This window comes from Brachyspira murdochii DSM 12563, assembly GCF_000092845.1.
GTDB classification, from domain to species: Bacteria; Spirochaetota; Brachyspiria; order Brachyspirales; family Brachyspiraceae; genus Brachyspira; species Brachyspira murdochii.
The window spans coordinates 735,290-762,046 of the sequence record NC_014150.1 but is presented as its reverse complement, the minus strand read 5'-3'; the positions used below and the strand labels follow the sequence as shown (position 1 = coordinate 762,046).

19 protein-coding genes are annotated in these 26,757 nt (G+C 28.4%); 9 read left to right on the top strand and 10 right to left on the bottom strand.

Annotation, left to right across the window (positions count from 1 at the left end; translation table 11 throughout):
* Window positions 1–141: 141 nt before the first annotated feature.
* From panD to BMUR_RS03150, 5 genes are all read left to right on the top strand, one after another.
* Window positions 142–492: an aspartate 1-decarboxylase gene (panD, locus tag BMUR_RS03170; protein ID WP_013113155.1), complete on the top strand. Its 351-nt coding sequence runs from the start codon at window positions 142–144 to the stop codon at window positions 490–492.
* Between the two features lie 28 nt (window positions 493–520).
* Entirely contained in the window at window positions 521–4,825 is a 4,305-nt protein-coding gene (locus tag BMUR_RS03165) for an acyl-CoA dehydratase activase (RefSeq protein ID WP_013113154.1), read from the top strand.
* A gap of 123 nt (window positions 4,826–4,948) precedes the next feature.
* Window positions 4,949–6,049, top strand: a complete 1,101-nt coding sequence (locus tag BMUR_RS03160; protein WP_013113153.1) for a glycosyltransferase family 61 protein — start codon at window positions 4,949–4,951, stop codon at window positions 6,047–6,049.
* A 393-nt stretch (window positions 6,050–6,442) separates the two neighbouring features.
* The gene (locus BMUR_RS03155) at window positions 6,443–6,667 is read left to right on the top strand and encodes a hypothetical protein (RefSeq protein ID WP_013113152.1); all 225 of its coding nucleotides are present in this window, start codon (window positions 6,443–6,445) and stop codon (window positions 6,665–6,667) included.
* A 5-nt stretch (window positions 6,668–6,672) separates the two neighbouring features.
* On the top strand, window positions 6,673–7,050 hold the full coding sequence (locus tag BMUR_RS03150; RefSeq protein WP_013113151.1) for a sigma factor-like helix-turn-helix DNA-binding protein: 378 nt from the start codon (window positions 6,673–6,675) through the stop codon (window positions 7,048–7,050).
* Window positions 7,051–7,142: 92 nt separating this feature from the next.
* Here the strand turns inward: BMUR_RS03150 and BMUR_RS03145 are convergent, their stop codons facing one another.
* The gene (locus tag BMUR_RS03145) at window positions 7,143–8,015 is read right to left on the bottom strand and encodes a flagellin N-terminal helical domain-containing protein (protein ID WP_013113150.1); all 873 of its coding nucleotides are present in this window, start codon (window positions 8,013–8,015) and stop codon (window positions 7,143–7,145) included.
* Between the two features lie 372 nt (window positions 8,016–8,387).
* Here BMUR_RS03145 and BMUR_RS03140 point away from each other — a divergent pair, with 372 nt between their 5' ends.
* Window positions 8,388–10,523, top strand: coding sequence for an ankyrin repeat domain-containing protein (locus BMUR_RS03140; RefSeq protein ID WP_013113149.1), 2,136 nt, complete (start codon window positions 8,388–8,390; stop codon window positions 10,521–10,523).
* Between the two features lie 179 nt (window positions 10,524–10,702).
* Here BMUR_RS03140 and BMUR_RS03135 read toward each other — a convergent pair whose 3' ends face one another.
* Both BMUR_RS03135 and BMUR_RS15135 read right to left on the bottom strand, forming a co-directional pair.
* A complete protein-coding gene (locus BMUR_RS03135; protein WP_013113148.1) occupies window positions 10,703–11,230 on the bottom strand; it encodes a hypothetical protein in 528 nt (175 codons plus the stop codon).
* A gap of 953 nt (window positions 11,231–12,183) precedes the next feature.
* Window positions 12,184–12,315 (bottom strand): hypothetical protein, encoded by a 132-nt coding sequence (locus BMUR_RS15135; protein ID WP_258074925.1) that lies wholly within the window; start codon window positions 12,313–12,315, stop codon window positions 12,184–12,186.
* 214 nt (window positions 12,316–12,529) lie between these two features.
* Between BMUR_RS15135 and mfd the strand changes: the two genes are divergently transcribed.
* The gene (gene mfd / locus BMUR_RS03130; RefSeq protein WP_013113147.1) at window positions 12,530–16,264 is read left to right on the top strand and encodes a transcription-repair coupling factor; all 3,735 of its coding nucleotides are present in this window, start codon (window positions 12,530–12,532) and stop codon (window positions 16,262–16,264) included.
* Window positions 16,265–16,461: 197 nt separating this feature from the next.
* Here mfd and BMUR_RS03125 read toward each other — a convergent pair whose 3' ends face one another.
* The 4 genes from BMUR_RS03125 to BMUR_RS03110 all read right to left on the bottom strand — a co-directional run bounded on the left by BMUR_RS03125 (window position 16,462) and on the right by BMUR_RS03110 (window position 21,265).
* Window positions 16,462–17,541: an acyl-CoA dehydratase activase gene (locus BMUR_RS03125; protein ID WP_013113146.1), complete on the bottom strand. Its 1,080-nt coding sequence runs from the start codon at window positions 17,539–17,541 to the stop codon at window positions 16,462–16,464.
* Window positions 17,542–17,594: 53 nt separating this feature from the next.
* A complete protein-coding gene (locus BMUR_RS03120; RefSeq protein WP_013113145.1) occupies window positions 17,595–18,740 on the bottom strand; it encodes an aminotransferase class V-fold PLP-dependent enzyme in 1,146 nt (381 codons plus the stop codon).
* A gap of 118 nt (window positions 18,741–18,858) precedes the next feature.
* Window positions 18,859–20,013, bottom strand: a complete 1,155-nt coding sequence (locus BMUR_RS03115) for a double-cubane-cluster-containing anaerobic reductase (RefSeq protein WP_013113144.1) — start codon at window positions 20,011–20,013, stop codon at window positions 18,859–18,861.
* Window positions 20,014–20,179: 166 nt separating this feature from the next.
* The gene (locus BMUR_RS03110) at window positions 20,180–21,265 is read right to left on the bottom strand and encodes a hypothetical protein (protein ID WP_013113143.1); all 1,086 of its coding nucleotides are present in this window, start codon (window positions 21,263–21,265) and stop codon (window positions 20,180–20,182) included.
* Between the two features lie 209 nt (window positions 21,266–21,474).
* On the opposite strand from BMUR_RS03110, the gene BMUR_RS03105 reads away from it, so the two are divergent.
* Complete coding sequence (locus BMUR_RS03105) at window positions 21,475–22,377, top strand: hypothetical protein (RefSeq protein WP_013113142.1); 903 nt, start codon at window positions 21,475–21,477, stop codon at window positions 22,375–22,377.
* Window positions 22,378–22,692: 315 nt separating this feature from the next.
* On the opposite strand, the gene csrA is transcribed toward BMUR_RS03105, so the two are convergent.
* From csrA to BMUR_RS03090, 3 genes are all read right to left on the bottom strand, one after another.
* A complete protein-coding gene (gene csrA, locus BMUR_RS03100; RefSeq protein WP_013113141.1) occupies window positions 22,693–22,944 on the bottom strand; it encodes a carbon storage regulator CsrA in 252 nt (83 codons plus the stop codon).
* A 1-nt stretch (window position 22,945) separates the two neighbouring features.
* Entirely contained in the window at window positions 22,946–23,404 is a 459-nt protein-coding gene (fliW, locus tag BMUR_RS03095; protein WP_013113140.1) for a flagellar assembly protein FliW, read from the bottom strand.
* Window positions 23,405–23,480: 76 nt separating this feature from the next.
* On the bottom strand, window positions 23,481–24,734 hold the full coding sequence (locus BMUR_RS03090) for a flagellar hook-associated protein 3 (RefSeq protein WP_013113139.1): 1,254 nt from the start codon (window positions 24,732–24,734) through the stop codon (window positions 23,481–23,483).
* A 290-nt stretch (window positions 24,735–25,024) separates the two neighbouring features.
* On the opposite strand from BMUR_RS03090, the gene BMUR_RS03085 reads away from it, so the two are divergent.
* Window positions 25,025–26,620: a potassium/proton antiporter gene (locus BMUR_RS03085; RefSeq protein ID WP_013113138.1), complete on the top strand. Its 1,596-nt coding sequence runs from the start codon at window positions 25,025–25,027 to the stop codon at window positions 26,618–26,620.
* The last annotated feature ends 137 nt before the right edge of the window (window positions 26,621–26,757 follow it).

The window sequence follows — 26,757 nt, the reverse complement described above, 5'->3', positions numbered from 1 at the left end:
TTAATAATAGTTATAGTATATAATAACTATTATTAATAAATATCTCCAATTATTATATTGACATTTTTTTGTCATATAAGTAAAATATTTGTAAAAATAGACATATATAAGAAAATATTGATTTTTGGATTTAGTATCATTATGATGAGAAGTGTTATAAAGTCTAAGATACATAGACTTACAGTAACAAGAACTGATTTAAATTTTAAAGACTCAATAACAATAGATGAAGCCCTGATGGATAAATCAGATATACTGGAAGGGGACAGGGTATCTGTTATTAATTTAAGTAACGATGAAAGATTTGAAACAGTTGCAATTAAAGGGATACGCGGTACAGGTGTTATAGGTATTAATGGAGATAATGTTCACTATGCCAAAAAAGATGATACTATAATAATACTTTCTTACGGACATATTGCCGAAGACAGTATAAATAACTTTAAAACTAAAGTAATATTTGTAAATATGAAAAATTTTATAATAGATTGAAAATAACTTAATATTAGGAGAGTATATTATGGAAAAAATTTTCAAAGCGGGTATTGATATAGGGTCAACTACTGCTAAAATGGTTGTATATGATGATAAAAATAATATGATATTCAAAACTTATGTAAGACATAATGCCGACATAAAAGACACATTATTATCCATACTAGAAAATCTTCAAACTATGCATGGAGATTTAACTCTTGCTTTATCTATGACAGGTACTGCAGGTATGGGGGTATGTGAAAAGACTGGCATTAGTTTTGTACAGGAGGTAATTGCTTCTTCAACTGCTATTAGAAAGATTTATCCTTATGGAAGAACATTGATTGACATAGGCGGAGAAGATGCCAAAATCATAGTATTTGATGACAATTTCAAAGCTGATATAAGAATGAATGGCAACTGTGCAGGCGGTACTGGAGCTTTTATAGACCAAATGGCTACACTTCTTAATGTTCAGCCTTCTGAGCTTTCTACATTGGCAGAGAAATCAACTTCTATTTACCCTATGGCAAGCAGATGCGGAGTATTTGCTAAAACAGATGTACAAACTCTTATAAGCCGTGATATTCCAAAAGAAGATATTGCTAAAAGTATATTCCAAGCTGTAGCGGTTCAAACAGTTAATACTTTGGCTAAAGGTTTTGAAATAAAGCCAAAAATATTATTTACAGGCGGTCCTTTAACTTTCCTCCCAGAATTAAGAAGAACATTCTTATCACTTTTAAATGCTACTGAAGAGGATATGTACACAGTTGAACACCCAGAATTAACTGCTGCAATAGGTGCTGCTTTTGGAGAAATAGAAGAGCAAACTATAATAAAAGTTTCCGATTTTACAAAATTAGTTCAAAATATATCTGCAGAGGTAAAAATAACTAATTCTAAAACAAGAGAAGCATTATTCACAAGTCAGGAAGAATATGAAGATTGGAAAGATGAGCATAGCAAAGATAAAGTAAGATCTGCTGATGTTTCTACAGTTAATGGTAAAAATACATTTTTAGGTATAGACTCAGGCTCTACTACTACAAAAATCGTTATCATAGATGAAGACGGACAGGTAGTTTTAAGACATTATAGAAACAATAACGGTAACCCAGTAGGAGCTGTTACTGAAGGTCTTACAGAGATAAAAAAAGAATTAGATGAAAAAAATATTAAGATAAATATAGCAAGAACTGCCGTTACAGGATACGGTGAGGACTTGATAAAAGCAGCATTCAATATGGATGAGGGTATAGTAGAGACTATGGCTCATTACAGAGGTGCTAAGGCTTTTGATAAAGATGTGAGCTTCATACTTGATATAGGCGGACAGGATATGAAGGCTATATTTATTAAAGACGGTATTATAGAAAATATTGAAATTAATGAGGCTTGTTCTTCAGGCTGCGGTTCATTTATAGAAACATTTGCACGAGGAATGGGATATAAAGTTGCTGATTTTGCCAATATTGCCTGCGAATCTGCAAGCCCTTGTGATTTAGGAAGCCGCTGTACAGTATTTATGAACAGTAAAGTAAAACAGTCTTTAAGAGAAGGCTCTTCTGTTGCCGATATTTCTGCAGGACTTGCTAAAAGTGTTACATTAAACTGTTTTACTAAAGTATTAAAAATCACTGACACTTCTATTTTGGGAGATCATATAGTTGTTCAGGGCGGTACTTTCAAAAACTCTGCTGTTCTTCGTTCTGTAGAAAAGTTTTTAAATAAAAAAGTTATTCGTCCGGATATATCTGAGCTTATGGGAGCATATGGCTGTGCATTGCTTGCTTTAGATACTTATAATACTAAAGAAGAAGATACCACATTTATAGGCTTGGATAATTTACAGGAAGCTAATGACTATGAAAGAAAACAGCTTATTTGTAAAGGCTGCGAAAACCTTTGTACAGTTACAAGATTAAAATTTAAAGATAGTAAATCATTCTATACTGGAAATAAATGTGAAAGAATATTCTCAAATAAGGGTACAGGCGAAAAGAAATATGCTATGGATATTACTCAGAAAAAACTTTCTCTTCTTTTTGACAGACCTTTAGCTCCAGCATCAGATGAAATAAAAGGTACTATTGGTATACCTCGTGTACTTAATATGTATCAAAACTTCCCATTCTGGGCTACTATACTTGTAGAATGCGGATACAGAGTACAGTTATCTTCACCTTCTAGTATGGCTATAGCTGAAAAAGGTTCTGGTACTGTTATGAGTGATAATATATGTTTCCCTGCTAAAATAGCTAATGGACATATATATGATTTGATAGAATCTAAAGTAGACAGAATATTTTATCCTTCTGTAGTACTTGAAAAAACAGAAGATGACGGAAGTTTTAATAGTTATAACTGTCCTGTAGTAACAGGATATCCAGATGTAATAGATAGTTCTATTAGCCCATTAACTAAATATGGTATACCTTTTGATGCTCCAACAATTTCTTTCTTGAATGAAGATTTATTATATAAAGGCTGTAAGGCTTATTTTGTAAAAGTGCTTGGAATAAATAAAAAAGATTTTGACAGAGCTTTTAAAATGGCTTTAAAAGAGCAGGAGAGAATCAAAAAAGAATTAAAAGCTGAAGGCAAAAAAATAATAGAATATGCTAAAGAAACTCAGACACCTACTATACTTATAGTAAGCAGACCTTATCATATTGACCCATTAATCAACCATAAAATACCTGAAACTATTGCTTCATTTGGTATCAATGTACTTACGGAAGATGGTCTTGATATAGATGAATCTCTTGCTGATGTACAAGTTTTAACTCAATGGTCTTATCCTAATAAAATGTTTAAAGCTGCTTTATGGGCTGCTAAGCAAAATGATATGAAACTTGAGGTTGTTCAGATTAATAGTTTCGGATGCGGTCCAGATGCTACTACTTCTGATGAAATAAAATCTATACTTAATGCTTATGGTAAGAGTCCTACTTTAGTAAAAGTTGATGAAATTTCAAGCCCTGGAAGTATCAGATTAAGAATACGTTCTATGATAGAAAGTATGAAAATGAAAGGCGATTTCATACCTAAAGAAAAACCTGAAAGAACTATCATTAAAAGATATGAGAAAAATGATAAAAGAAAAATACTTGTTCCTAAATTTGCTCAATTCTATGACGGCATGATACAAACTCTTTTGGAAAGAAGCGGATATGAACCTATTGCCTTACCAGACCCTGATGTAGAATCTGTAGAATTAGGTTTAAGATATGCCAATCAGGATATATGTTATCCTGCTACTATTGTAGTTGGTGATATTATAAGAGCAGTTCAAAGCGGACAGTATGATCCTAATGAAATAGCTGCTGGTATTACTCAAACTGGAGGACAATGCCGTGCTAGTAACTATGCTTCTCTTATAAAAAGAGGTTTAATTAATGCAGGTTATCCAGATGTTCCAGTAGTAACTGTTGGTCTTACTGTAGCTAATGATCAGCCCGGTTTTGAAATATCAAAGATGGATTTGATGAAAGAAGGTGTTGTAGCTATGCCTTATGCTGATGCTATATCTACAATGTACTACTACACTGCTGCTCGTGAGGTTAAAAAGGGAGAGGCTTTGGCACTTGCTAATAAATATATAGCTTTACACCCTAAAGATTTTGCTCTTAAACCTACTGATAAATTATTAAAACAAGCTGTTGCTGAGTTTAATGCTATTGAAACTAATGATTTGGATATGCCTAAAGCTGGTTTGGTAGGTGAGATTTATGTAAAATATAATAACTTTGCTAATGGGGACGTTTGCGATTGGTTAATGTCTAAGGGAGTTGAGGTAATAGTTCCTCCTGTATTTGACTTCTTTGTACAGAAAGTTATAAGTGAACAGGTAAACAAAGAAACTCATGCTAGAGAGGTATCATTCTTAGGCTATTACGGCTCTAAACTTTCAGAAAAAGTTATTGATGTAAGGGTATATTCTATTAATCAGATAATGTCAAAGTTCAAAGGTTTCAGACCTGCTCATCATATACGTCAAATAGCTGAAAATGCTGCTAAAGTTACTGCTATGACTAACCAATTCGGAGAGGCTTGGCTTTTACCTGGTGAAATAGCTACTTTTGCTGAAGAGGGTGTTAATAATGTACTTTGTTTACAGCCTTTCGGCTGCATTGCTAATCACATTATAGCACGCGGTATTGAAACTAGACTTAAAACTAGATATCCTAATTTGAATCTTCTTTATTTGGATATGGATGCTGGTGCTAGCGAAGTTAATACTATAAACCGTTTAGAGTTCTTCGTACGTTCTGCTAAAGACAGCATGAACAGTGTTATGGTAGAAGATACTATAAAAGATGAAATAGGTGCTTATGCTAAATAATTAGTATAGTTGCTTAAAAAATAAGAAATAATGAAAGGCTTGCAGATTATAATAATTTGTGAGCCTTTTTCTTGATTATAAATTTTATTGTAGTATAATTAATTTATAAATTAGAGGGTTATTATGGGATTAGGAAATAAACTATTAAATGGCAAAATAAGGAATAAGATAGGAGCGAAAGTTGTTAAAAAATTAGAGAATAGTTCTGTTTCTATCAATGATATTAAAAAAGATTTATATATTCCTATAAAATATACTAATTCAAATGTTAATAATTTTCTTTGTAAACTAAAAGATGCTAAAGTGTATTCTAGCTGGGGTTTTTATTTTACAAATGATAATAAGATAATAAAAGAAGTATTGCCTTTTAATAGAATATTAAATTTACAATCTGAACTTGGAGGAAGATTTGTTTTTTATAAATTAAGATTTAGGAAAAAAACTAATTTAAATGTATTTAGTCTTCAGTCTATATGGAATGTTTGTTTTGGACATTGGATACATGAAACTTTGCCTAAACTTTTTATATTGAAAGACAGCGGTTATTTTGATAAAATAGATGCATTTATATTGGGTGATGGTTGTAAATCAAAATTCCATAAAGATACTTTAGAGATATTTGGAATTGATAAAAAAAATATCATATATATTTCAGATCAAACTGAAATTTTATGCGAGAACTTATATTTATCATCTTTTCCCAGTAAAGATACGCATTATCCTGACATATGGATTATGAATAAGTATAGAGAATTATCCAAAGAATTAATAAAAAATTATGATATTAATAAATTCCCCAAAAAAATATACCTAACTAGAAAAAATGTAAAAACAAGAAGAATATTAAATGAAGATGAACTTATGGAAGTATTATCTAAATTAGGTTATGAAATGATATCGCCTGAAGAATATTCTTTGCAAGAACAGTTTTGCATGTTTTATAATGCTGATAAAATTATATCAATATTGGGAAGCGGGCTTACAAATCTTGTTTGTTCAAAAGAAACTATATCTATTCTTGGTATTGTTCCTAATATAAGACCTGAAGATACATATAAATATATAACTAATTCTATAGGCGGAAAATATTGTGAGTATATTGAAAATAATGAAAAAAATTATGTGTATCAAAATAGCCATAATAAGGTAAATGATTTTGACTTTTATATCAGCATTAATGATTTTAAAACTGTTTTAGACGAATTTGAAAAATGTTTATGTTGATTTTTTATTATACCAATTCTTTGCATTTTGTTCCTATATAAAGTAAAGTACATATTAGCTTTGTTTCAAAACTAATTTTATTTATTAGTTGAGTTGGCTATTCTATATTTTAGATAATAAAAATAGTATATATTTATATATTGAAATAATTAATTGTGCAATATATGAAATATCGTATTTATAATTTTTATACTTTATATCATTTAGCGATTTTAAAACAAATATATTTACAATTACATTGCTTTGTATTAAATGTATCATTCATTAAAATTTTATTATAATAAATTTAAAATAATGTATAAAAGTACATTATAGATACTTGTAATTAAATCAAATTTAGTGTATATAGTATTCTTATACAGTATAGAAAAATACTGTATAAGGAGCTGAATAATGAGAAAATTTCAAAGCAATATCTATTACAAAAAAATAATAAAAAACATATTAGATAATATAAGGGAGGATGATTATTTCTACAATAAAAAAACTAATTGGGAGGAGTGGGTTATAATGCGGGTTGATATCAATAATGCTATAAAAAAATTAGATGATATTGACATTTATAATTATAAACCTGAGGTTTTGGATAGCATATTAAATATATTAAAGGAGTATTAATAATAATGTGTAATTTATGTCCTAAATATGACACCTGCAAAAAACTTTGTAATGATGTTTTGAAAGAGATTAATAAGAGTTTGGGTACTAGAAAAGTTAATTCTGATAGAACAGACAGCAGAGAAACAGTATTAACAAATGATGACTTGGATAATATCCTTTATTCAAATGCCCTCACAGAAAGCGAGTACAGCAGGGTATCAAATTTAATAATAGCAATACTTACCCCAAAGCAGAAAAAGATAATGAAGCTTTTTTCTGAAGGCAGAACTCAGGAGGAATTAGCTGTTATGCTCAATGTAACACAGTCTGCGGTATCCCAGTATTTAACTGTTATAAAAAAGGAGATATCAAAGCAGTTTAATATGGTTATTAATGCGTAGAAATAATTAAGAGTAAAAATTAAAAGGGAGGCACTCATTAAAGAGCGTCTCCCCTTTATATGGTTAATATTACAAAACTAATTGAATATTAATTATTGTAATAATCTAAGAGCACCTTGTGGTAACTGATTAGCTTGAGCAAGCATAGACAAGTTAGCTTGGTTAAGAATTTGGTCTTTAGCAAGTTTAACTGATGCTTCAGCCATATCTGTATCACGGATTCTGCTTTCAGAAGCCTGCATGTTTTCATATCCAACCATTAAGCCTTGAGCTGTCATTTCTAATCTGTTTTGATAAGCACCTAAGTCAGATCTTTGTTTTAATACTTTAAGAAGAGCTTCGTCTACCATACCTATAACAGAGTTAGCTTTAGCAGGGCTAGAAACACTGATGAATGTAGCACTAGTAGCTGGGCCTACTGGGTTTTTAAGTCCAAGAGCTTGGCTGTTCATAGTACCTATATAAACACGTTTTCTTTCATCCATGTTAGCACCAATATGCAACCACATAGAAGCTGTAGGAGTGTTTTCACCTGTAGATCTAGCGAATCTACCAGTTAACATGTTAAGCTTATTGAATTGAGCTTGTGAAGCAACTCTATCGATTTCATCTACTAATTGAGAAACTTCGATTTGTACATAAAGTCTGTCTTCATCAGTATAGATACCGTTAGCAGCTTGTATAGCTAATTCACGGATTCTTTGAAGAATGTTAGTAGTTTCTTCTAAGTATCCTTCTGTAGTTTGTATGAAAGATATACCGTCTTGAGTATTTCTTTCAGCTTGGCGTAAACCACGAATTTGTGTACGCATTTTTTCAGATACTGCTAATCCACTAGCATCGTCTCCTGCTTGGTTGATTCTTAAACCGCTAGAAATCTGAGCAGCGTCTTTTCTTAAATCTACTTGGCGAAATTTAAGAGTGCGTTGTGCATTAATAGCACTTATATTATTGTTGATAACCATATGGTTCCTCCATGAATTAATTATATGTATTCTTCCTTGAACACATAATTATTATCGGTTAGTGCTTATTAATTATTAATTTTTTTTTGTAAAAATAAAATTTTTTTTCTTCAGCTTTATATAAAATATTAGTCTAATATTATGTTAATTATCAGCCTATAATTTATTTTTTATCATATTTTAATTGTATTAATAAATACTTATAGTTAATAAAAATTTTGGGGCTATATTTATTTAAGTAAAAAAATTGATAAAAATATTTATAATATTTATTTTAAAACATTTACACAATATAACATATCTTAATTTTCGATTGATTAATTATACAGTTTTTGATATACTTTATAAAATAAAAAATATTAGAGGTTTATGATGTTTACAAATAAAGAAAAAATTGAATTTTTCAATGCTGTAGAAGACGGCAATATTCAGCATATAAAATATTTATTAAATAAAAATGATTATATAAATATAAATATATTTTCAGTAGCAAAAATATTAATTGAAAATAAAAATAATAAAAATGTTGCTTCAGAAAAAGATGTTGAAATTGATTTTAAGAATAAAGACGGATATACTCCTTTAATGATTGCCTCTTACAAAGGAAATGCTGATATAGTAAAACTTTTATTAGAGTATAATGCTTCTGTAGATATAACTAACAATTATAATTATACTGCTTTGATATATGCATGTATTTATGGCAATGCCGATGTAGTTAAAATTCTTCTTGAACACAAAGCTGATATGTATATAGAGACTACATTAGAAAATAATTATTTAACTGCATTGATGATAGCCTGCAGCGGAAATCATGCTGAAATAGTGAGAATATTACTTGAAAACGGCTATGATCCTAATTATAAAAATCAAAAAGGAGAAACGGCATTAATATATTATGCCTTAATGAAAAATAATAAACCTAGCAGAGAAATAATAAAAATATTATTAGAGTATGGAGCAGATATAAACGCAAAGGACAATAGAGGCTTTACAGCATTAATATGGGCTTCTTATGTTGGAAAAACTGATTTTGTAAGAGCTTTATTAGAGAATAATGCTGATACAGAAATAAAAAATAATGATGAAGAAAATACCGCCTTAATATATGCATGTGAAAGTAGAAATATTGATATGGTTAAAGCTTTACTTGAATATAATGCAAGTCCTAATGTACAAGATAAATGGGGCAGAACTCCTTTGATAATTGCATGTGATTATCGTTCTTATGATATAGCAAAAATATTGTTAGAGCATAATGCTGATATTAATTTATCAGATAATAGAAAAGAAACCCCTCTGATGTATAGTGTAAATGGACATAATATAGAGCTTGCTGAGCTTCTTTTGAAATATAATCCTGATTTGACATTAAAAAATAACTATGGAGAAACTGCATTAGATATAGCACATAATCAAAATCTTTATCAAGAGAAAATGGTAAAATTAATATTAGATGCTTCATCTAAGGAAATAAAATTTTTATATGCAGTTATTGAAAATAAAATAGATGATGTTTTGAAATATATTTCTGAAGGAGTTGATATTAATAATGCTGTATACGGGAAATTCGGATTTAATGCATTGCTTTTAGCTTCACGCAGTCATTATAAAGAAATAATAAAAATATTATTAGAACATAATGCTGATGTTAATTTTAAAAATTATTTAAATAATACAGCTTTAGAATATATTTCTAATAATGACAATAACTTTGATATAGCAGAAGAGTTTATAAAAAGAGGAGCCTCTGTAAATGCTATGGATAATGACGGCATTACTCCTTTAATGTGTGCTGCTTCTTATAATGCTGAAAAAATATTAAACTTATTAATAGAAAATAATGCTGATATCAATATTCAAACTAAATTAGGTTCTAGTGCTTTAATTCTTGCTGCTATGCATAATTATATTAATATAGTAAAAATTTTAATAGAAAATAAAGCTGATGTATTTGCAAGAGATGTTTATGGAAGAAGAGCATTATATTATGCGAGTAAAAATGAAAATTATGATATGTTTAACATTTTTAAAAGTTATCATGATAAAGAATATAAGAGAAACTCCAAATTTCTTAATAGTGTTTCATATGGAGAAACTGAAAAAGTATTAAAATACATATCAAAAGGAATAGATGTTAACTTTCAAGATGATTTTGGAGATACGCCTTTAACTCTTGTTGAAAAGAGAAAAATTGCAAAAATATTATTAGATAATAATGCAGATATTAATAAAAGAGGAAAAGAGGGATATACTCCTCTAATGGCTGCTATTAAGAAAGAACATGTAAAACTTGCAGAGTTTTTTATAAAAAATAATGCTGATATTAACATGACAGACCCTGAAGGAAATACTGCATTAGTTATAGCAGCCAAAAAGAAAAATGCTTACATATTTGAGCTTTTACTAAAAAATGGAGCAGATTTATCTATGAATAATGAATATATAAAGTGGTCAATAATCTTTGATGATGAAATAAAAAGCATATTTGAAAAATACAGCAAGTGAGTTTTTTAATTTTGGTATGTACTAGATAGCCTAAATTTTAGCTTATCTAGGACAGCTGCTTATTTTTTATTTATACTTTCTCAAAGAGTATTGATAACACTTTTATTAAGTATAAGAGCAAAAAAATTGTATAGTACATTTATTAAAATATAGAAATTGATAAAATATTAATTATTATATTATCTTAATATACCAAATTCTATTAAATTTAAAGTATTAACTTCTTCCACATATGGTATTGGATATCCCGACATATCTCTGCCTTCGCGTAAAGTATTATATATAGTTAAATTATTTTTTTTCCAATCAGCTAATCTGCTTTGATATTCTTTAGTATATCCTGAAGTCATTTTGATTTTTCCATCATTATCAACTATAAAACCTACAAACATATTTACATTGGTATTTGGTATAGAATCTCTTACACTATAAGCTACATAGCTCAAAGGCATTTTTTCATAATAATATGCATTAGTAGCAGTTTCAGCATATAAAAATATTCCTCTTCCTCTTACCATTCCATTAATCTTGTATTCAACATTTCCATTTTCTTTAAAAGTATACAAATATCCGTTTGGTGCCATTACACTTTTACCGCCGACTTTTTTTATCCAAGCATTATTATAATTTTCGTCTGCTACTTTAACATTAGAAGCACAGGCAGTTACTAAAAATAAAAAAATTGATACACTATATAGCCTTATCATAAAATACCTCTTGTCAAAATTTTCGACATTAATAAAAATATATTAAAACATTATTTATATAAAATATAAACAAAAATTTTACTTTTGATGCTATATTAATTATAGTTATTATTAACATAGCGGCATTATTTCAGCATATACCTAAACAAATATAGTTTATCAAAAATTAATTTTTTTAATTTTGAATATTTTCAGACTTTACAGTAGTTCCGCATCCCAGTTTCTCCTTCGACTAAAGGAATGGCGTAGTATAAAAAAAGCATACATAAAAAAACGCATTTTGCAATATATATTGATCTGCGTACATTTGTAAAAGTGTAGGCAGCAGCTTTGGCTAAAAAGTTTATAATTCTATATAAAGTCTATCAGTTGACAAAATAAAATTGTTCCAGTAATATATTTTACATAACGCAATATTATTTGCTTACTATAAAATATAAAATTATAGTAATAAAGAAAATAATTGATATGGAAAACATTATGAAAAAATATATGAATTAACACTCATTTTATTATCATTATTATTTTTTGTTTCATGCAATAATCAATTTAACCAAAGATTCTATTATAATAAAAAACTTTCTAATATTAAAACAGAAACTGTAACAAGTTCAGATTTAGAAGAAGATTACGTTAATCCTGAAAATGATCCTTTTAATCCTAATAACATCAATATTATAAAAGACTGGTTTTTAAAAGTGAACTTAATTTTTTATGCCAATTACAGCATAGTATGGCTGAATGGAGATGAGAGTAAAAATGAAAAATATTTTGATGCATCTAATGACGGAAATTAAGTTACCTTTCCAATGAAAGTATCTATAAGTCCTTTACAAATATTCAGATACAGCTATAAAACCCATTAGCAGATATTAATTCTCAATATAATTTATCAGAAAGAATGAAAAGGTTCTTATTTATAAAAATAGAGAAAAAGCTATTATAGATTTAAATCAATATCTGATAGCAATAGATACATATTCAAAGTTTATATTTGCATATGCTAAAATAACAAAAACGGCCAATGCTCTGATAGCAGAAACTACAATCTCTGTAATTTCATGTGCACCTAATGAATTTAGCATAGAAAAATGACAATCACAAGATATAATTATAAAATATCATAACAATAACGATAACATAGCTGAAGAGTGGGAAATAACTTATAGTATAAAAATAGAATAAAAATAATAATAAAGTTTATATAATCTTTTTATTATAGGCTATTGCTATTTAATAGAATATTATTTATATTTATATGAAAATAATTTTATACCTTTTATAAGTGGTAAAAGCATCATGTACAGCGGCGAGATCATATCAGATATATTAATAGAAAGATTTACTAGAAGCGAAGAGTATTTAAATTTTGATATAGAAAATATAAAAAGTATTACAGGGCTTAAAGGAGGAAGCGATGCATTACTATTTGCATCACTTTTTAAGAAAAACAGTATTTTAATAATAAAAGAAAATGAAAGCGAGGCAATGCTCCTAAGCCAGTCATTAAACTTTTATAATATACCTAATTATTATTTTCCGGATTATGATACAGTGCCTTTTACAAAAATGTCTCCTATAACCGATATAGCTCAGGAGAGAATAAATATTTTATACAGATTAATAAATAAAGAACATTGTATTATAATAACAACCATAAACGCCATAACTAGAAAAATAGCAAACAGAGAAGACCTTAAAAAACTTTATATAGAGCTTCATATAGGCGATAAACTAGATTTAGATAATTTAAGATTAAAATTATATGATTTAGGATATGTTATAGAAAGAGAAGTTGCTGAAAAAGGTACGGCATCTGTAAGAGGAAGTATTGTAGATATATTTTCTGTAGAATATGATAATCCTATAAGAATAGAAATGTTTGATGATGAGATTGAAAGTATAAGGTTATTTAATATAGAAGACGGAAGATCATTTAAAAGTATTGACAATATAATAATTTATCCAGTACGTGAAGTTGTTTACAGCGATGAGGACGTAGAAGTTTTTTTAAATAAAAATAGTACAGAGAAAGAAATTAAAGATAATATAATTAAGAGAAAATATTTTGCTGGAAGTGAAAATCTTCTTCCAATGTTTTATTCAAATTTAGAGACTATATTTGATTATTTTGATTACGGGTATGTATTTATAGATGATGCTCTAAAATTAAAAACAAAATTAATAACAATACTTGACACTATAAGAGAAAATTTCAATGATATAGATAATATGTTTTCTCTAATAGGAGATATTGAAAAACTATATATTAACAATGATTATTTTAATGAAATAGTAAAAAAATCAATTAATATATCTCCTTTTATAACTGACATTGATATATACAAATTTAATTTTTTAGAAGGCGTTTCTTTCAAATCAAGATTGACAGACTTTCTTGATTATGTTAAAGAATACAGAAAAAAAGATTATTTAATAATTCTCTCTACTGGTCATTATGATCAGGCTTTAAGATTCTATAAAATAATGCAGGATTTGTCGCCCATAATTATAGCACCAGAGGAAGAAAAAAATACTAAGGAAAATTTTAAAGAAGATTTTAATAAAAAAGAAAATGATAATAATAAAGAAGAAATAAAAAATACTGAAGAAGAAAATCATAAAGAGATAATTTTAGAAGATAAAAATGATATATCAGAAGAAAACATATCAGAAGAAAAAGAAGACTATTCAAAAAATGAAAATAATTTTTATATTATAACAGCTCAAGCTTCTTCAGGATTTATAAAAGACGGCATAAAAACGATATTTATAGCAGACTGGGAAGTATTTGGAAGAAAAAGAAAAAAGGTAAGAAAGATACCTAAAGTAAATAAAAATCTAATAGAAACATTTGTTGATTTGAATGTAGGCGATTATGCTGTGCATGTAAATTATGGTATAGGAAAGTATTTAGGATTAACAAGAAAATTATCCAACGGAAAAGAAAAAGACTATATAACTTTAGAATATGCTAAGGGTGATAAATTATATATACCTGTTGAGCAGATGAACTTTGTACAGAAATATATATCTGGTCATGGAGAAGCTCCTAAATTAACTCAGCTTGGAGGAAGTGCTTGGGATAAGATAAAGAGTAAGGCAAGAGAAGACGCACTAGCTACTGCAAGAGAATTGATAAAACTTTATGCCATAAGATCTAATATACATGGAAATGTTTATGGTGCTGATACTCAGTGGCAGGACGATTTTGAAGCTTCATTCAAATATGAAGAAACCGCCGATCAATTAAGGGCTATAAATGATATAAAAGAAGATATGGAAAGCGGCAAGATGATGGATAGGCTTGTATGCGGAGATGTGGGATTTGGTAAAACAGAGGTGGCATTCAGAGCGGTATTTAAAGCTATAATGGCTGGTAAACAATGTGCCATACTATGTCCTACTACTATACTTTCACAGCAGCATTATAACAATGCCAAAAAAAGGTTTGAAGATTTTCCTATACGTATAGAAGTTTTAAACAGATTTGTTACAAGCAAACAGGCTAAAAGAAATAAAGAATTATTAAAAAATGGTTCCTGTGATTTGGTAGTAGGCACTCATATGCTTTTATCTAATGATATAGAGTTTAAAAATCTAGGACTTATAGTTATAGATGAAGAGCAGCGTTTCGGAGTTAAGCATAAAGAGGCTTTAAAAAGATTAAGATTAGAAACAGATGTTCTCACACTTTCAGCTACTCCTATACCTAGAACATTAAATATGGCTTTAACTGGAATAAGAGATATAAGTATTATTGAAACTCCTCCTCTAAACAGAATACCAGTAAAAACTTTTGTAACAGAGTTCAGCGAAGAGGCAGTTGTAAATGCAATAGAAAGAGAACTTAAAAGAGATGGTCAGGTATTTTATCTATATAACAGAATAGATACTATAGAATCATTCGCATTGATGATAAAAAAACTATGTCCTAAAGCACGTATATGCGTAGCACATGGAAGAATGACAGGGCATCAGTTAGAAAAAATAATGGAAGATTTTATTAATCATAAATATGATATTTTAGTTTCAACTACAATAATAGAAAACGGAATAGATATACCAAATGCCAATACTATATTAATAGATAATGCCAATAGATTAGGTTTGTCAGAGCTTTATCAGTTAAGGGGACGTGTAGGAAGAAGCGACAGAGAGGCTTATGCTTATATGTTTTATCCTAGTGATTTGGCATTAACAGAAGTTGCTTATAAAAGATTGGAAGCTATATCAGAACATACAGATTTAGGAGCTGGTTTTAAAATAGCTATGCGTGATTTAGAAATTAGAGGTGCAGGCAACATATTAGGAAAGGAGCAGTCTGGAATGATATATCAGGTTGGTTATGAACTTTATACTCAAATGCTTGAAGAGGCTACAAATGAATATAAGGGTGAAATAAAAGAAGTTACATTTGATACAGTAATAGATTTAAAGCATAATCTATTTATACCGGATTGCTATATATCTGATTCAAAAGAAAAAATATCAGCATACAAACTTATAATGCGTTCTCAGGATAATGAAGATATTGACCATGCTAAAGATTATATGATTGATAAATACGGCAAACTGCCGAAAGAATTAGAAGATATTTTTGATATAGCAAGACTTAAAGTAATATTAAAAAGAATAAGAGTATTATCAGTAATGGAAGGTCAGTATAATATATATTTGAAACTTGATAAATATTCTAAAATAGATACTAATAAACTTATAAATCTTATAAATACTAAAAATTCCGGAGTTTATTTTGATAAAGATAATCTAAATCAATTAATAATACCAGTTATACATGAAAAAGAAAACGATCTTGATTGGAAAATAGAAAAAATTAAAAATACTATACTTGAAATAGAAAGTGATAAAATTAATGAAATAGAAAATAATGAAGGTATAAAAAATGAAAATAATCAAAATAATATGAGTATTACAGAAGCTAATTTCAAAAATAATAAAAGCAGTAAAAAAGGAACTTATATTAGAAGAAGTAAATCTCCTAAAGTAATAAGAATAAATAAAGATAAATAATTTTAATTGTATTGCATAAATACTGAGAATTTTTAAGTTTGTCAACTGATGCACTTTGTATAGAATTATCAACTTTTTTCCGAAGCTGCTGCTGAGGTATGACTGTAAAGTCCTGCAAATATTTTAAATTAAAAAATTTATTTTTGACGAAATATAATTATATATAAAACGAGTATGTTATAATTAATTATAAAAAACTATTTATATATTTCATAAAAATTGTCGTATTCTATATCATTTTCTTTTAATATATTAGTTAATTTATCTTTTAAATATATTTCACTTTCCCAAGACATTCCGCATCCTGCTGATATTTCGCTAGGTATTGATATTATTTTGCCAAGAAGCTCATTCGTTTCTTCCATAATATTTTTAAATGATTTTTCAGCTCTCATAACATCTGTTGTGGTATTAAAAGTTATTATTAATCTTTTGTCTTTAATTTCTTCTTTTTTTTCTTTGCTTTCTGTATTTGAAGAGTTTTGTTTTATTTTATTTTTATTAGATGCATTTTTTTCAAAACCAATGATAGCAGCCCCTATAGCACCTGCATATTGACCTCTGCTGTCTGTAATAACTTTTCCGCCTAATGTTTTTTCTAAAGTTTTTATTAAATAATCAAATACACATAATCCTCCAGTAAGAAAGTATGTATCATCTTTAAACTTTCCGCAAAGAGATGCTGCTTTATTTGCAACAGAGTTTACTATTGCATATGCTATTTCATTTTTTTGTTTTCCGCTAGCTTTAAGACTTATAACTTCCGTTTCTGCAAATACTGTACACATAGAGCTTATAACAACATCAGTATCATTACATTTTTGAGCCTCTTCAAGAAGAGTAGGTATAGAACAGCCCAAAGAGTTTGCCATTAATTCTATAAATCTTCCAGTACCAGCAGAGCATTTATCATTCATAATAAAATTGTCTACTTTCCCATTCTTTATGCTTATTATTTTTGTATCTTGTCCGCCTATATCAATTAAAGTTCCGTTTAAATTATTGAATAAAAAATTAGCACCTTTGGCATGACAAGTAATTTCAGTTACAGTTTTATTTGCATATTCTATTGCTACTCTTCCATAACCTGTACCTGTAAAATATGAGTTTTCTTTATTTATATTTTTTTCTTTAAGAATTTCTAATATTTTTGAAGCCGCTTCTACTCCAGACCAGCCTGTAGGAATCATAAATAATTCTGTCAAATCATTTTTTTCATCATCAAAAACTGCTACCTTTGAAGCAGTTGAGCCTATATCTATGCCAATATAATACATTTTATTTTTCCTTTATACTTTATTTATCATTTATTAATATTTTTATTAAAAGTTTAAAAACGCCTGCTTATCTCTTTTATGGCATTAATACCATTTTCTATTTCTTCTATTGTATTAAAATAAGAAAAACTAAATCTCACAATACCCTGATTGACAGTATTAAGAGAAGTATGCATAAGCGGTGCACAATGTCCTCCAGACCTAGTAGCTATATTGTATTCAGAGGAAAGTATATCCGATATTTTAGCAGAATCAATATCTGAAATATTTAAAGATACTATTGATGTTCTTTTATCAGTATTATAATTACCGTAAAACTTTATATTTTCTATGTTTTTTATCTCATCATAAAAATATTTTGCTAATTGTCTTTCATGATTTCTTATTTTTTCTATGCCTTCTTCTTCTATAAACTTTAATGCAGCATTAAGTCCTGCTATAGAATGACTATTTAAAGTACCTGCCTCAAGTCTTACGGGCATATTTTCAGGCTGAGTTTTTGAATAAGTTTTAATGCCAGAACCTCCAGTTTTTAATGGTTTTATATCTATGCCTTTTTTTATACATAGCCCGCCGGTTCCCTGAGGTCCCATAAGCCCCTTATGACCAGTAAAGCATACAATATCAATATTACTTTTTTTCATATCTATATCTATATTTCCTGCACTTTGAGAAGCATCTAGTATAAAAAGTATATCATGTTTTTTGCATAAACTGCCTATAAAATCTATATCTAAAACATCTCCTGTAACATTAGAGGCATGAGTACATATGATTGCTTTTGTATTTCGTTTTATATTTTTTTCTATATCATTATAATTTATTTGGCCTTTGATATCCGCATTTATTATTGTAAGTTCCGTTCCAAGTTCCTCTATTTCATAAAGAGGTCTTAAAACGCTATTATGTTCTAATGATGTTGTTATAATATGACTATCTTTATGATTTTGTATTATACCTTTAATTGCAGTATTTAATGCTTCTGTAGAATTACTTGTAAATGCTGTATAGTTTGGAGTGTATCCGTTAAAAAGTTTTACAATTCTTTCTCTTGTTTCAAGTATTATTCTTTCACTGTTTAATGATGCTTCATAAGAACCTCTTGATGCATTAGCAAAACTATTTATAGCCTCAAAAACTGCTTTTGCAACAGTATCAGGCTTTTTTAATGTAGTTGCAGCATTATCAAAATAAATCATAAAAGTATCCGATAGATTTTTATTCTAGGTAAACTAGTATATTAATTAATACCAGTTTACCTATTAAAAAATGTTTTTTATTTTATTATTCAATATTATTTAAATATTTTTAATATTATCAAAGCATTTCAACAAATGCTTCTAATCTAGTTCTTAACTGCGGAGCATCGCTGTTTGAGTAGTTAGTTTCTATAGCTAAATATGATTTACCTAATCCTTCTACTGTCCTTCTTACTTTTTCAGTTTCTATAGCATATGTGTGGCATGCTGTGAGAGTAACATCTATAACACCGTCTATATTATATTCATCTATGTATTGCTTTATTCTATTCATTCTTTCATTATTTGGAGTCATAATAGAGCATGGAATATTTAAATATCTTTCTGCGATAGCTTCTATAGGATCTTTATTTTCTTCATCAACAAGCATTTCAAAGTTTTTAGTTCCCACGCAGTTTTCAAAGCATACTACGCTTGCTCCGACATCTTCTATCTGTTTTATTATTTTATCAACAAGTCCTCCAGTAGGGCAGCCTGTTATTAAAATTCTAGGTGTATTTTCATCAAAAGGATGTTCTCCGTTATTGTATTTTTCTTTTAAATTATCTGTTAAGTTTTTTATTTCTTCCATATAAAGTTTTCTGTCAAATTTATAATTAGATGAATGCAAAGCTTCATGCATTTCACTTCCTTTAATAGGAGATGGTACTAATTTTCCTAAATCAAAAAAATCTTTTATTGTTTTTCTCTCTTCATTACATAGTTTGATGGCTTCTTTTAATTTTTCTTCTGTTATTTTTACATTAAACTTTTCTTCTAGTTTTTTAATAAGTTCTTTTACTTCATTTTTCCAAATTTCTAATGATAATTTATTTTGAGAATGCGGCAGCTGCATGACATGAGTATCTTTTATTTCTCCCAAAAGCTCATACATTTTCTTTTTGCCGTCGCAAGTAGTTTCTCCTACTATAATATCAGAAAAATACATATAAGGGCATTTATCAGTAATAGCAAATCCGTAGCTTGATTTTATTAGCGGACACAAGTTTTTAGGCAGATACTTTTCGGCTTCAGGTATAGTTTCATCATTGGTAGAACATAATGATACGCTTATGGCATCAGCGGCATATATTACTTCTCTAGGAGTATATGTACAGAATGTTCCTACTACTTTTCTGCCTTTATCTTTTTCTTCTTTCATAGTAAGAAAGCCTTTTTTTCGAGCTTCTGCAAATGTTTCAAAAATTTCTGGTAAATTGTTATTATTAGACATAATTATATCCTTTAAAATAAAATTAAAAATTAATTATTATTCTATAGACTATAGAAAGAGTATATTAATTATGTCTGGTATATTTCTTAGATAAATAACCTACGGCAGCTATTATTTTTGATTTAGAAAAATTATTTATCATTATATAATTACTTTATAATAATTTTTAGTATCTCCAAATTCCCCATACATCTATACCGCCTCCGAATGCATTATTAATTTCAAAGTCAGTACTTTTTCTCATTATTCCCTGACCTTCAGCATAGGCAGTAAGACCGAATGTAAGGTTTTCTATAAGCGTCATTCTCATTTCACCCTCTATACCATAATGCAGATTATAATATCCGTCTGTTTTAAATATATTACCCTCAAACATAAGCCTAGGCATAATATAGGCATAGAAAGCACCCAGTTTTGTTTCAAATTTGGCAGGTACTAATACATAGAATCTCATACTATCAGTAGAACGCTCTCCATTATCATCATATAAATAATTGTTTAAAGCATCATCAGCATATCCTGCATCTATACTAGCCCATCTGGCTCCTATACCATAGTAAAATGCTACTTTTAAAGGCAGGCTTATCTGTACAGGGAAATTATCAAATCTTGTAAGCATAATATTACCGTATAAAGAACCGCCTATAACCATAGGTGCTATATTAGTTCCTGTTACAGTGGTATTTGTAACTGAAGATAATTGAATACCATAATGAAGAGATATTGTAAACTCATCTAATAATCCGCCTCTGAACATAAAACTGAATTTCGGAGTTGTACTTATAGATACTTTTCCGCCATAATAGTTTTTATCTCCAAAAGAAAATGATACAGGAAGAGAGAGTCTGTATCTGTCATTTGCAAATCCGAATGAAAATGAATGGCTGTGAGCAATAGGTCTGTTTTTATCTGTAAGATCATTATATAAATTAAACTGATATCCGAAAGCAAATATTCCGTAACTTAATCCGACAAATGCTTTAGGCAGAAATGCTAATTTTCTTTTTCCGTCCTGATTTGTATAACTGTTATCGACTATATGTGATAAATCTAATATAGATACTCCCAGTTTTAAAGGTGTATTGCTGTTCATAAGCGGAGCGAAATCATATATTGTACTCACCCTATCAGAACCGAATCTTGTTGATGTTACGCCTTCTATAAGATTATGCATATTATCTTTGTCTACTATATCATCTATAGCAAATGCAAAATGGCTCAGTAATAATAGAATAAATACAACTTTTTTCATTTTTTCTCCACTTCTTATATTTTATGTTCTTAAAACAGATATTATTCAATAATGTAATAGTTTTACAATTTTTTTATAATATTACGTAGTAGTGTATAGTAGAAATCTTATTTTTTCAAGTGCCTATATCATATAAAAATATAGTTATGTAGTTTATTAAATTAAATACTGTTTTCTTCCGATATATTTGTAAATATGAGTATTTAGTTATGATAAGAGATTTTATTTATTTTGTAGTTATTATTTTATCCAAAACTATAATAGATTTATTCAGATTATTTGGAAGTATTGTAATATTCGGATTTATACTGTATATTCTTTCTTCTATAACAAGAAGAATATTTGCTAAAACATTAGGCTCAAAGACAGAGGTTTATATAACAGGCTGGATAGGTACTCCAATACATGAGCTTTCGCATGCATTATTTTGCATTATTTTCAAACATAAAATAAATGATATAAAACTTTTTAATAGCAAATCTGAAACTATAGGGTATGTTCTTCATAGTTATGATTCAAGAAGCTGGTATCAGCAAATGGGTAATTTCTTTATAGGTGTTGCACCAATTATAATTGGTACTTTGATAGTATATTTGCTTTTTATGCTTTTAGCTCCGGAACTTAAAAATAATATATTTACTGTTCCTAATGTTAAATATAAGCAGATGTTTAATTCAGAAATTTTATCTATTATATATTATAGTATTTCTAATATATTTATCTATACATACAATATTTTTATGAATATAGTAAGAAATTTTACTCTTTATGCTCCTTTTAAAAGTATCACATTTTGGATATTTTTATATTTATCTATTTCTATAGCTTCTCATATGGAATTAAGTCCTGCCGATATTTCACATGCTTGGAAGGGTATTATTGTTATATTTGCCTTGTCTTTGATTATAAATACATTTTTGATTTTGATAAAAGTATTTTTTAAATTTGATGTTCCAGATTCTATTTACATTTTTATAAATAGAATGCTTGAAACTTATAATATGCTTTTAATATTTTCAGCTATAATATCATTATTTAATTTTATAATATCATATATCATTTTAACACCTATTAACCTTATAAGAAATGGAAAACTAATTAATCCTTTTTAATATGGCAGATATAATCTAAACAAATATAATTTGCCAAACTTTAGTTATTTAGGAATGCAGTCATATTTTATTTATAACATAATATACATTTTTCAATCAGCAAAATATATTTTAGATGTAATCAGCCGCATGTATAGTTGACATTAGATAATGGCAGATAATACTGTGCGGGAAGGTTAAAAATTTTCAGTATATATTGATTGATATATAAAATTATTATCATATAAAATAAATGCTTTATTTTAATTAAGAAAGCTTAGATATAAAAATAAAAAATTAATTATGAAATAAAGTTTATTGTGTGATAAATAAAAATTATTTTTTGTTATTTCCGAATTTATTTTTAACAAAATTGCTTAATATATTTAATTTATCAGCTGTAGCCTCTTTAGACGCTTCTAAGTTTTGGCTTTCTATTTCTTCATAAACTTCTTTTCTGAATATTTTTACATTTTTAGGGGCATTAATTCCTAATTTTATTTGATCGCCTCTTATATCTACCAACATTATTTCTATATTGTCGCCTATGACTATGCTTTGATTTATTTTTCTAGAAAGTACAAGCATATTATGAACTCCTTTCCGAAGAATCATTATCTTCTAATAGGATAGAGTGTCTTGTAGTATATTTATCTCCAGAAACAGTACATTGTTTGGCTTTATGATTTTTTATATTAAAAACTACAGGTGCTACTAAGTTAGCACTCATAGTTTTTAAATCACTGTTTGGAATGCTTACTATTGTAAGAAGATATAAATCTTCTTTATTTTCTATACCTAAATATTTTATGTCATCATCATGAACATCAGGTTCATAATTTTTAAATACTAAAAATGGGTCTATAAGTATGAAACATATATTTTTATCGTCTTTAGACTGTAGTATTTTAAAAGTTCCCTCTTCGTCCATATTAACCAGATAAAACTCATCATAATCTTCAAATGCTAATATGGTACCATTAAGATGATACAATGAGTTATCAGAAACCTCTATTTTTCCTAATATCCTAGATTCTATTTCCGGCATAAAATAATTTCCTTTTACACTTTCTTTAATAATTATAAACTTTTACAATTGTCAGCATTCTTTATTTATATTTTAATTATCTTAAATAGTCCATTAATGTTCTGCCTAATAATCTTCCGGCTGTTTGAAGAGAAGCATTATGAGCATACTGCCACATATTGAAGTTTACTATTTCTTCTGCATAATCAATATTTTCATTTTTAGCCAAAGCTTCTTCAATAGCTAGTTTTTGATCTTCAAAGCTAGTGTAACCCATATCAAGTCTTGTTACTTTAGATGAAGCATTAGCCTGAACGGTAGCAACATTATCTAATGAACTGTCAATATAACCTAAAGCCTCACTGCCTATAGCTCTTACATCATCATTAAGCATAGCATCTCTTAAGTATATTAAACTTTCAAATACACTTTTTCCTGTTACCAAAGCACTAGGTTCATAGTTATTTTCTGGAGTATTGGCAGCTCCAACTCTTACCAAGCCTATATCCTGTAAAACAGTACCGCCTGCCAAATCCTGTAATAGTATTTTATGAGGCGTACCTGTTTTTAATTGTATAACTTTTTGTCCGCCTTTTAAATCTCCAATACTTGCACTTACATTGCCGTTAGCATCATTTATTCTTTGAACAATAGTTTCTATATTGTCGCCTTGTTTAATATTAATAACCATATCATCTATCATAATATCCTGATTTTCAGCAGCTACATAAGCAGAAGCATCAGTTGTAGATATTATTTCCATATCAGTACCCCAAAATGCATAATTACCCGGTGTAGCAACATTTATAAGCTGCCCGTTTTCTATTTCTCTGTTTTGAGGATTTCCATCGCCTTCATACATAACTGATTTTATGATAGAGCGTCCTGCTTTTTCATCATGTCCGTAAAATGCTCTGAACGGTGCAGTTTTTATACTTGTTCCAGAAAATACAAATTCGCCTTTGCTTTGAGTTTTTGATATATCGTATATCCTCTCTATCATTTCCTCAACTTCCATAGCCATTTTTGCTCTGTCATCAGCACCATATGTACTGTTTGCACCTTGTACAGCCAAATCTCTAGCTCTGTTTAATGCTTGTGTTATTGCTGACATAGAATCATGTGCTACGCTTAATCTTTCTTTACCGTCAACTATATTGTTCTGATATCTGTCTACTGATGACATTCTAGTTTTATAGTATATAGAATTGATTGTGGCAGTAACATTCTGGTGAGGGTACTGAACCCTTTGACCAGTAGATAATCTAGTTTGAGAAGCTTCCATCTCGCTGTAGTTTCTTTTTATTGTACTAACTGTTCTATTAAATTGGGCTTGTTCAGTAACTCTCATAATTTATATCTCCTGAAGTGATTATATCGTTTCTATTCTCGTAATAATTATAGATTCTTTTATTATTTTTTTATGATATAGTTTTTTGTATATCAGTTTATATTCTGTTTTATTATCGGAAAGTGTTATTATAAAAAATATTATGGTTATTAAAAATTGAATTATTCTATTATGATAATTTATTATAAATAAAAAAGTATATTTATTAATTTTTTTGTTAACATATTTATATTTTTTCAAAATAGTATTATAATAATATACTTCTATTATTTAATAAGGTTTTTATTTTTATGAATTTTTCAATATTATTATCATCTATAATAATTATTCTCTGTATAATTGTGAGTAAAATTTCAACAAAAGTGGGAGTTCCTTCTCTTTTGCTTTTCCTTGTTTTGGGAATGATATTTGGTACAGACGGAGTTTTAAAAATACGTTTTGATGATTATAAAATAGCAGAACAGCTTTGTACTATAACATTGATATTCATTATGTTTTATGGAGGATTTGGAACTAATTGGAAAGCGGCAAAACCTGTTGCAAGCAAGGCATTTTTACTATCTTTTATAGGAACTTTTATTACATCTATGGTTACTGGAGTATTATGCTACTTTGTACTTAAATTCGGACTTTTTGAAAGTTTTTTAATAGGATCTGTTATAGGTTCTACTGATGCAGCTTCAGTATTCTCTATACTTCGTTCAAGAAGTCTTAACCTTAAAGACGGTTTAGCTTCATTGCTTGAGCTTGAGAGCGGAAGTAACGACCCTATGTCGTATATGCTTACAGTTATATTTTTGGGGCTTTTAGGAAAAACATTAACCAGTCCTTTAGCCATTATATACATGGTTTTTGCTCAGATTGTTTTTGCTTTGGCGGTTGCTGCTTTGGTATCATTTATGGCTTATAATATGCTTAGGAGATTCAAATTCCCAGTTAATGGACTTGATACAATATTTGTACTTGCTGTTGCATTGCTTTCATACTCACTATCTTCTGTAATAGGCGGAAACGGATATTTAACTGTTTATATAGTTGGAATAGTGCTTGGAAACAGCAGCATCAAAAATAAAGTTACTTTGGTTCATTTCTTTGACGGAGTTACTGGACTTATGCAGATGGTTCTTTTCTTTTTGTTAGGGCTTTTATCTTTCCCTTCAAGAATATTTAATGTAGCACCTACGGCTATATATGTAGCTCTTTTTGTAACTTTTGTGGCAAGACCTATAGCTGTATTTTCTATACTAACTCCTTTTAAAATATCATTGAAAAAGCAGCTGCTTGTTATGTGGGCTGGACTTAGAGGTGCTGCTTCTATAGTATTTGCTATATTTGTAATAGTTAATAATAATTCTATAAGTTATGATATATTTCATATAGTATTTTTCCTAGCTATAATATCAGTATTATTTCAGGGTACACTGCTTCCTATTATAGCTAAAAAACTGGATTTAGTGGATTCTGATGAAAATGTACTTAAAACTTTCAACGATTTTGTTGATGATTCTGATATGGAGCTTATACAGATAACAATACCTCCGCATCATCATTGGGTTGGAAGACCTATAATGGAGATAGAGCTTCCAGAGGATTCTATTATTGTAACTATAGAGAGAGGAAATACTACTATTATACCTAATGGAAAAACTGTTATTGAGGCTGGAGATGTTGTTATACTTAATGCTAAAAGAACTAAATATTATGATATAAGTTTGAGAGAAATACATATAAATCTTCATCATCCTTGGAGGGATAAGGAATTAAAAGATTTAAATTTACCTAAAAATAATTTGATAGTTATGATAAAAAGGGAGGGCGGAACTGTAATACCAAGAGGAAATACTGTAATAAGAGATAAAGATATTGTATTATTAAGAGATGTGTAATAACTTTATATTTATTTTTTACCATATCTTTTATAAATGGTTATAATATATAGTATTTTTCATAAATAATCTCCCACTTTTATTTAGCTTTACATTATTAAAGCTAAATAAAAGTGACTTTTTATCTCTGTCTCCAT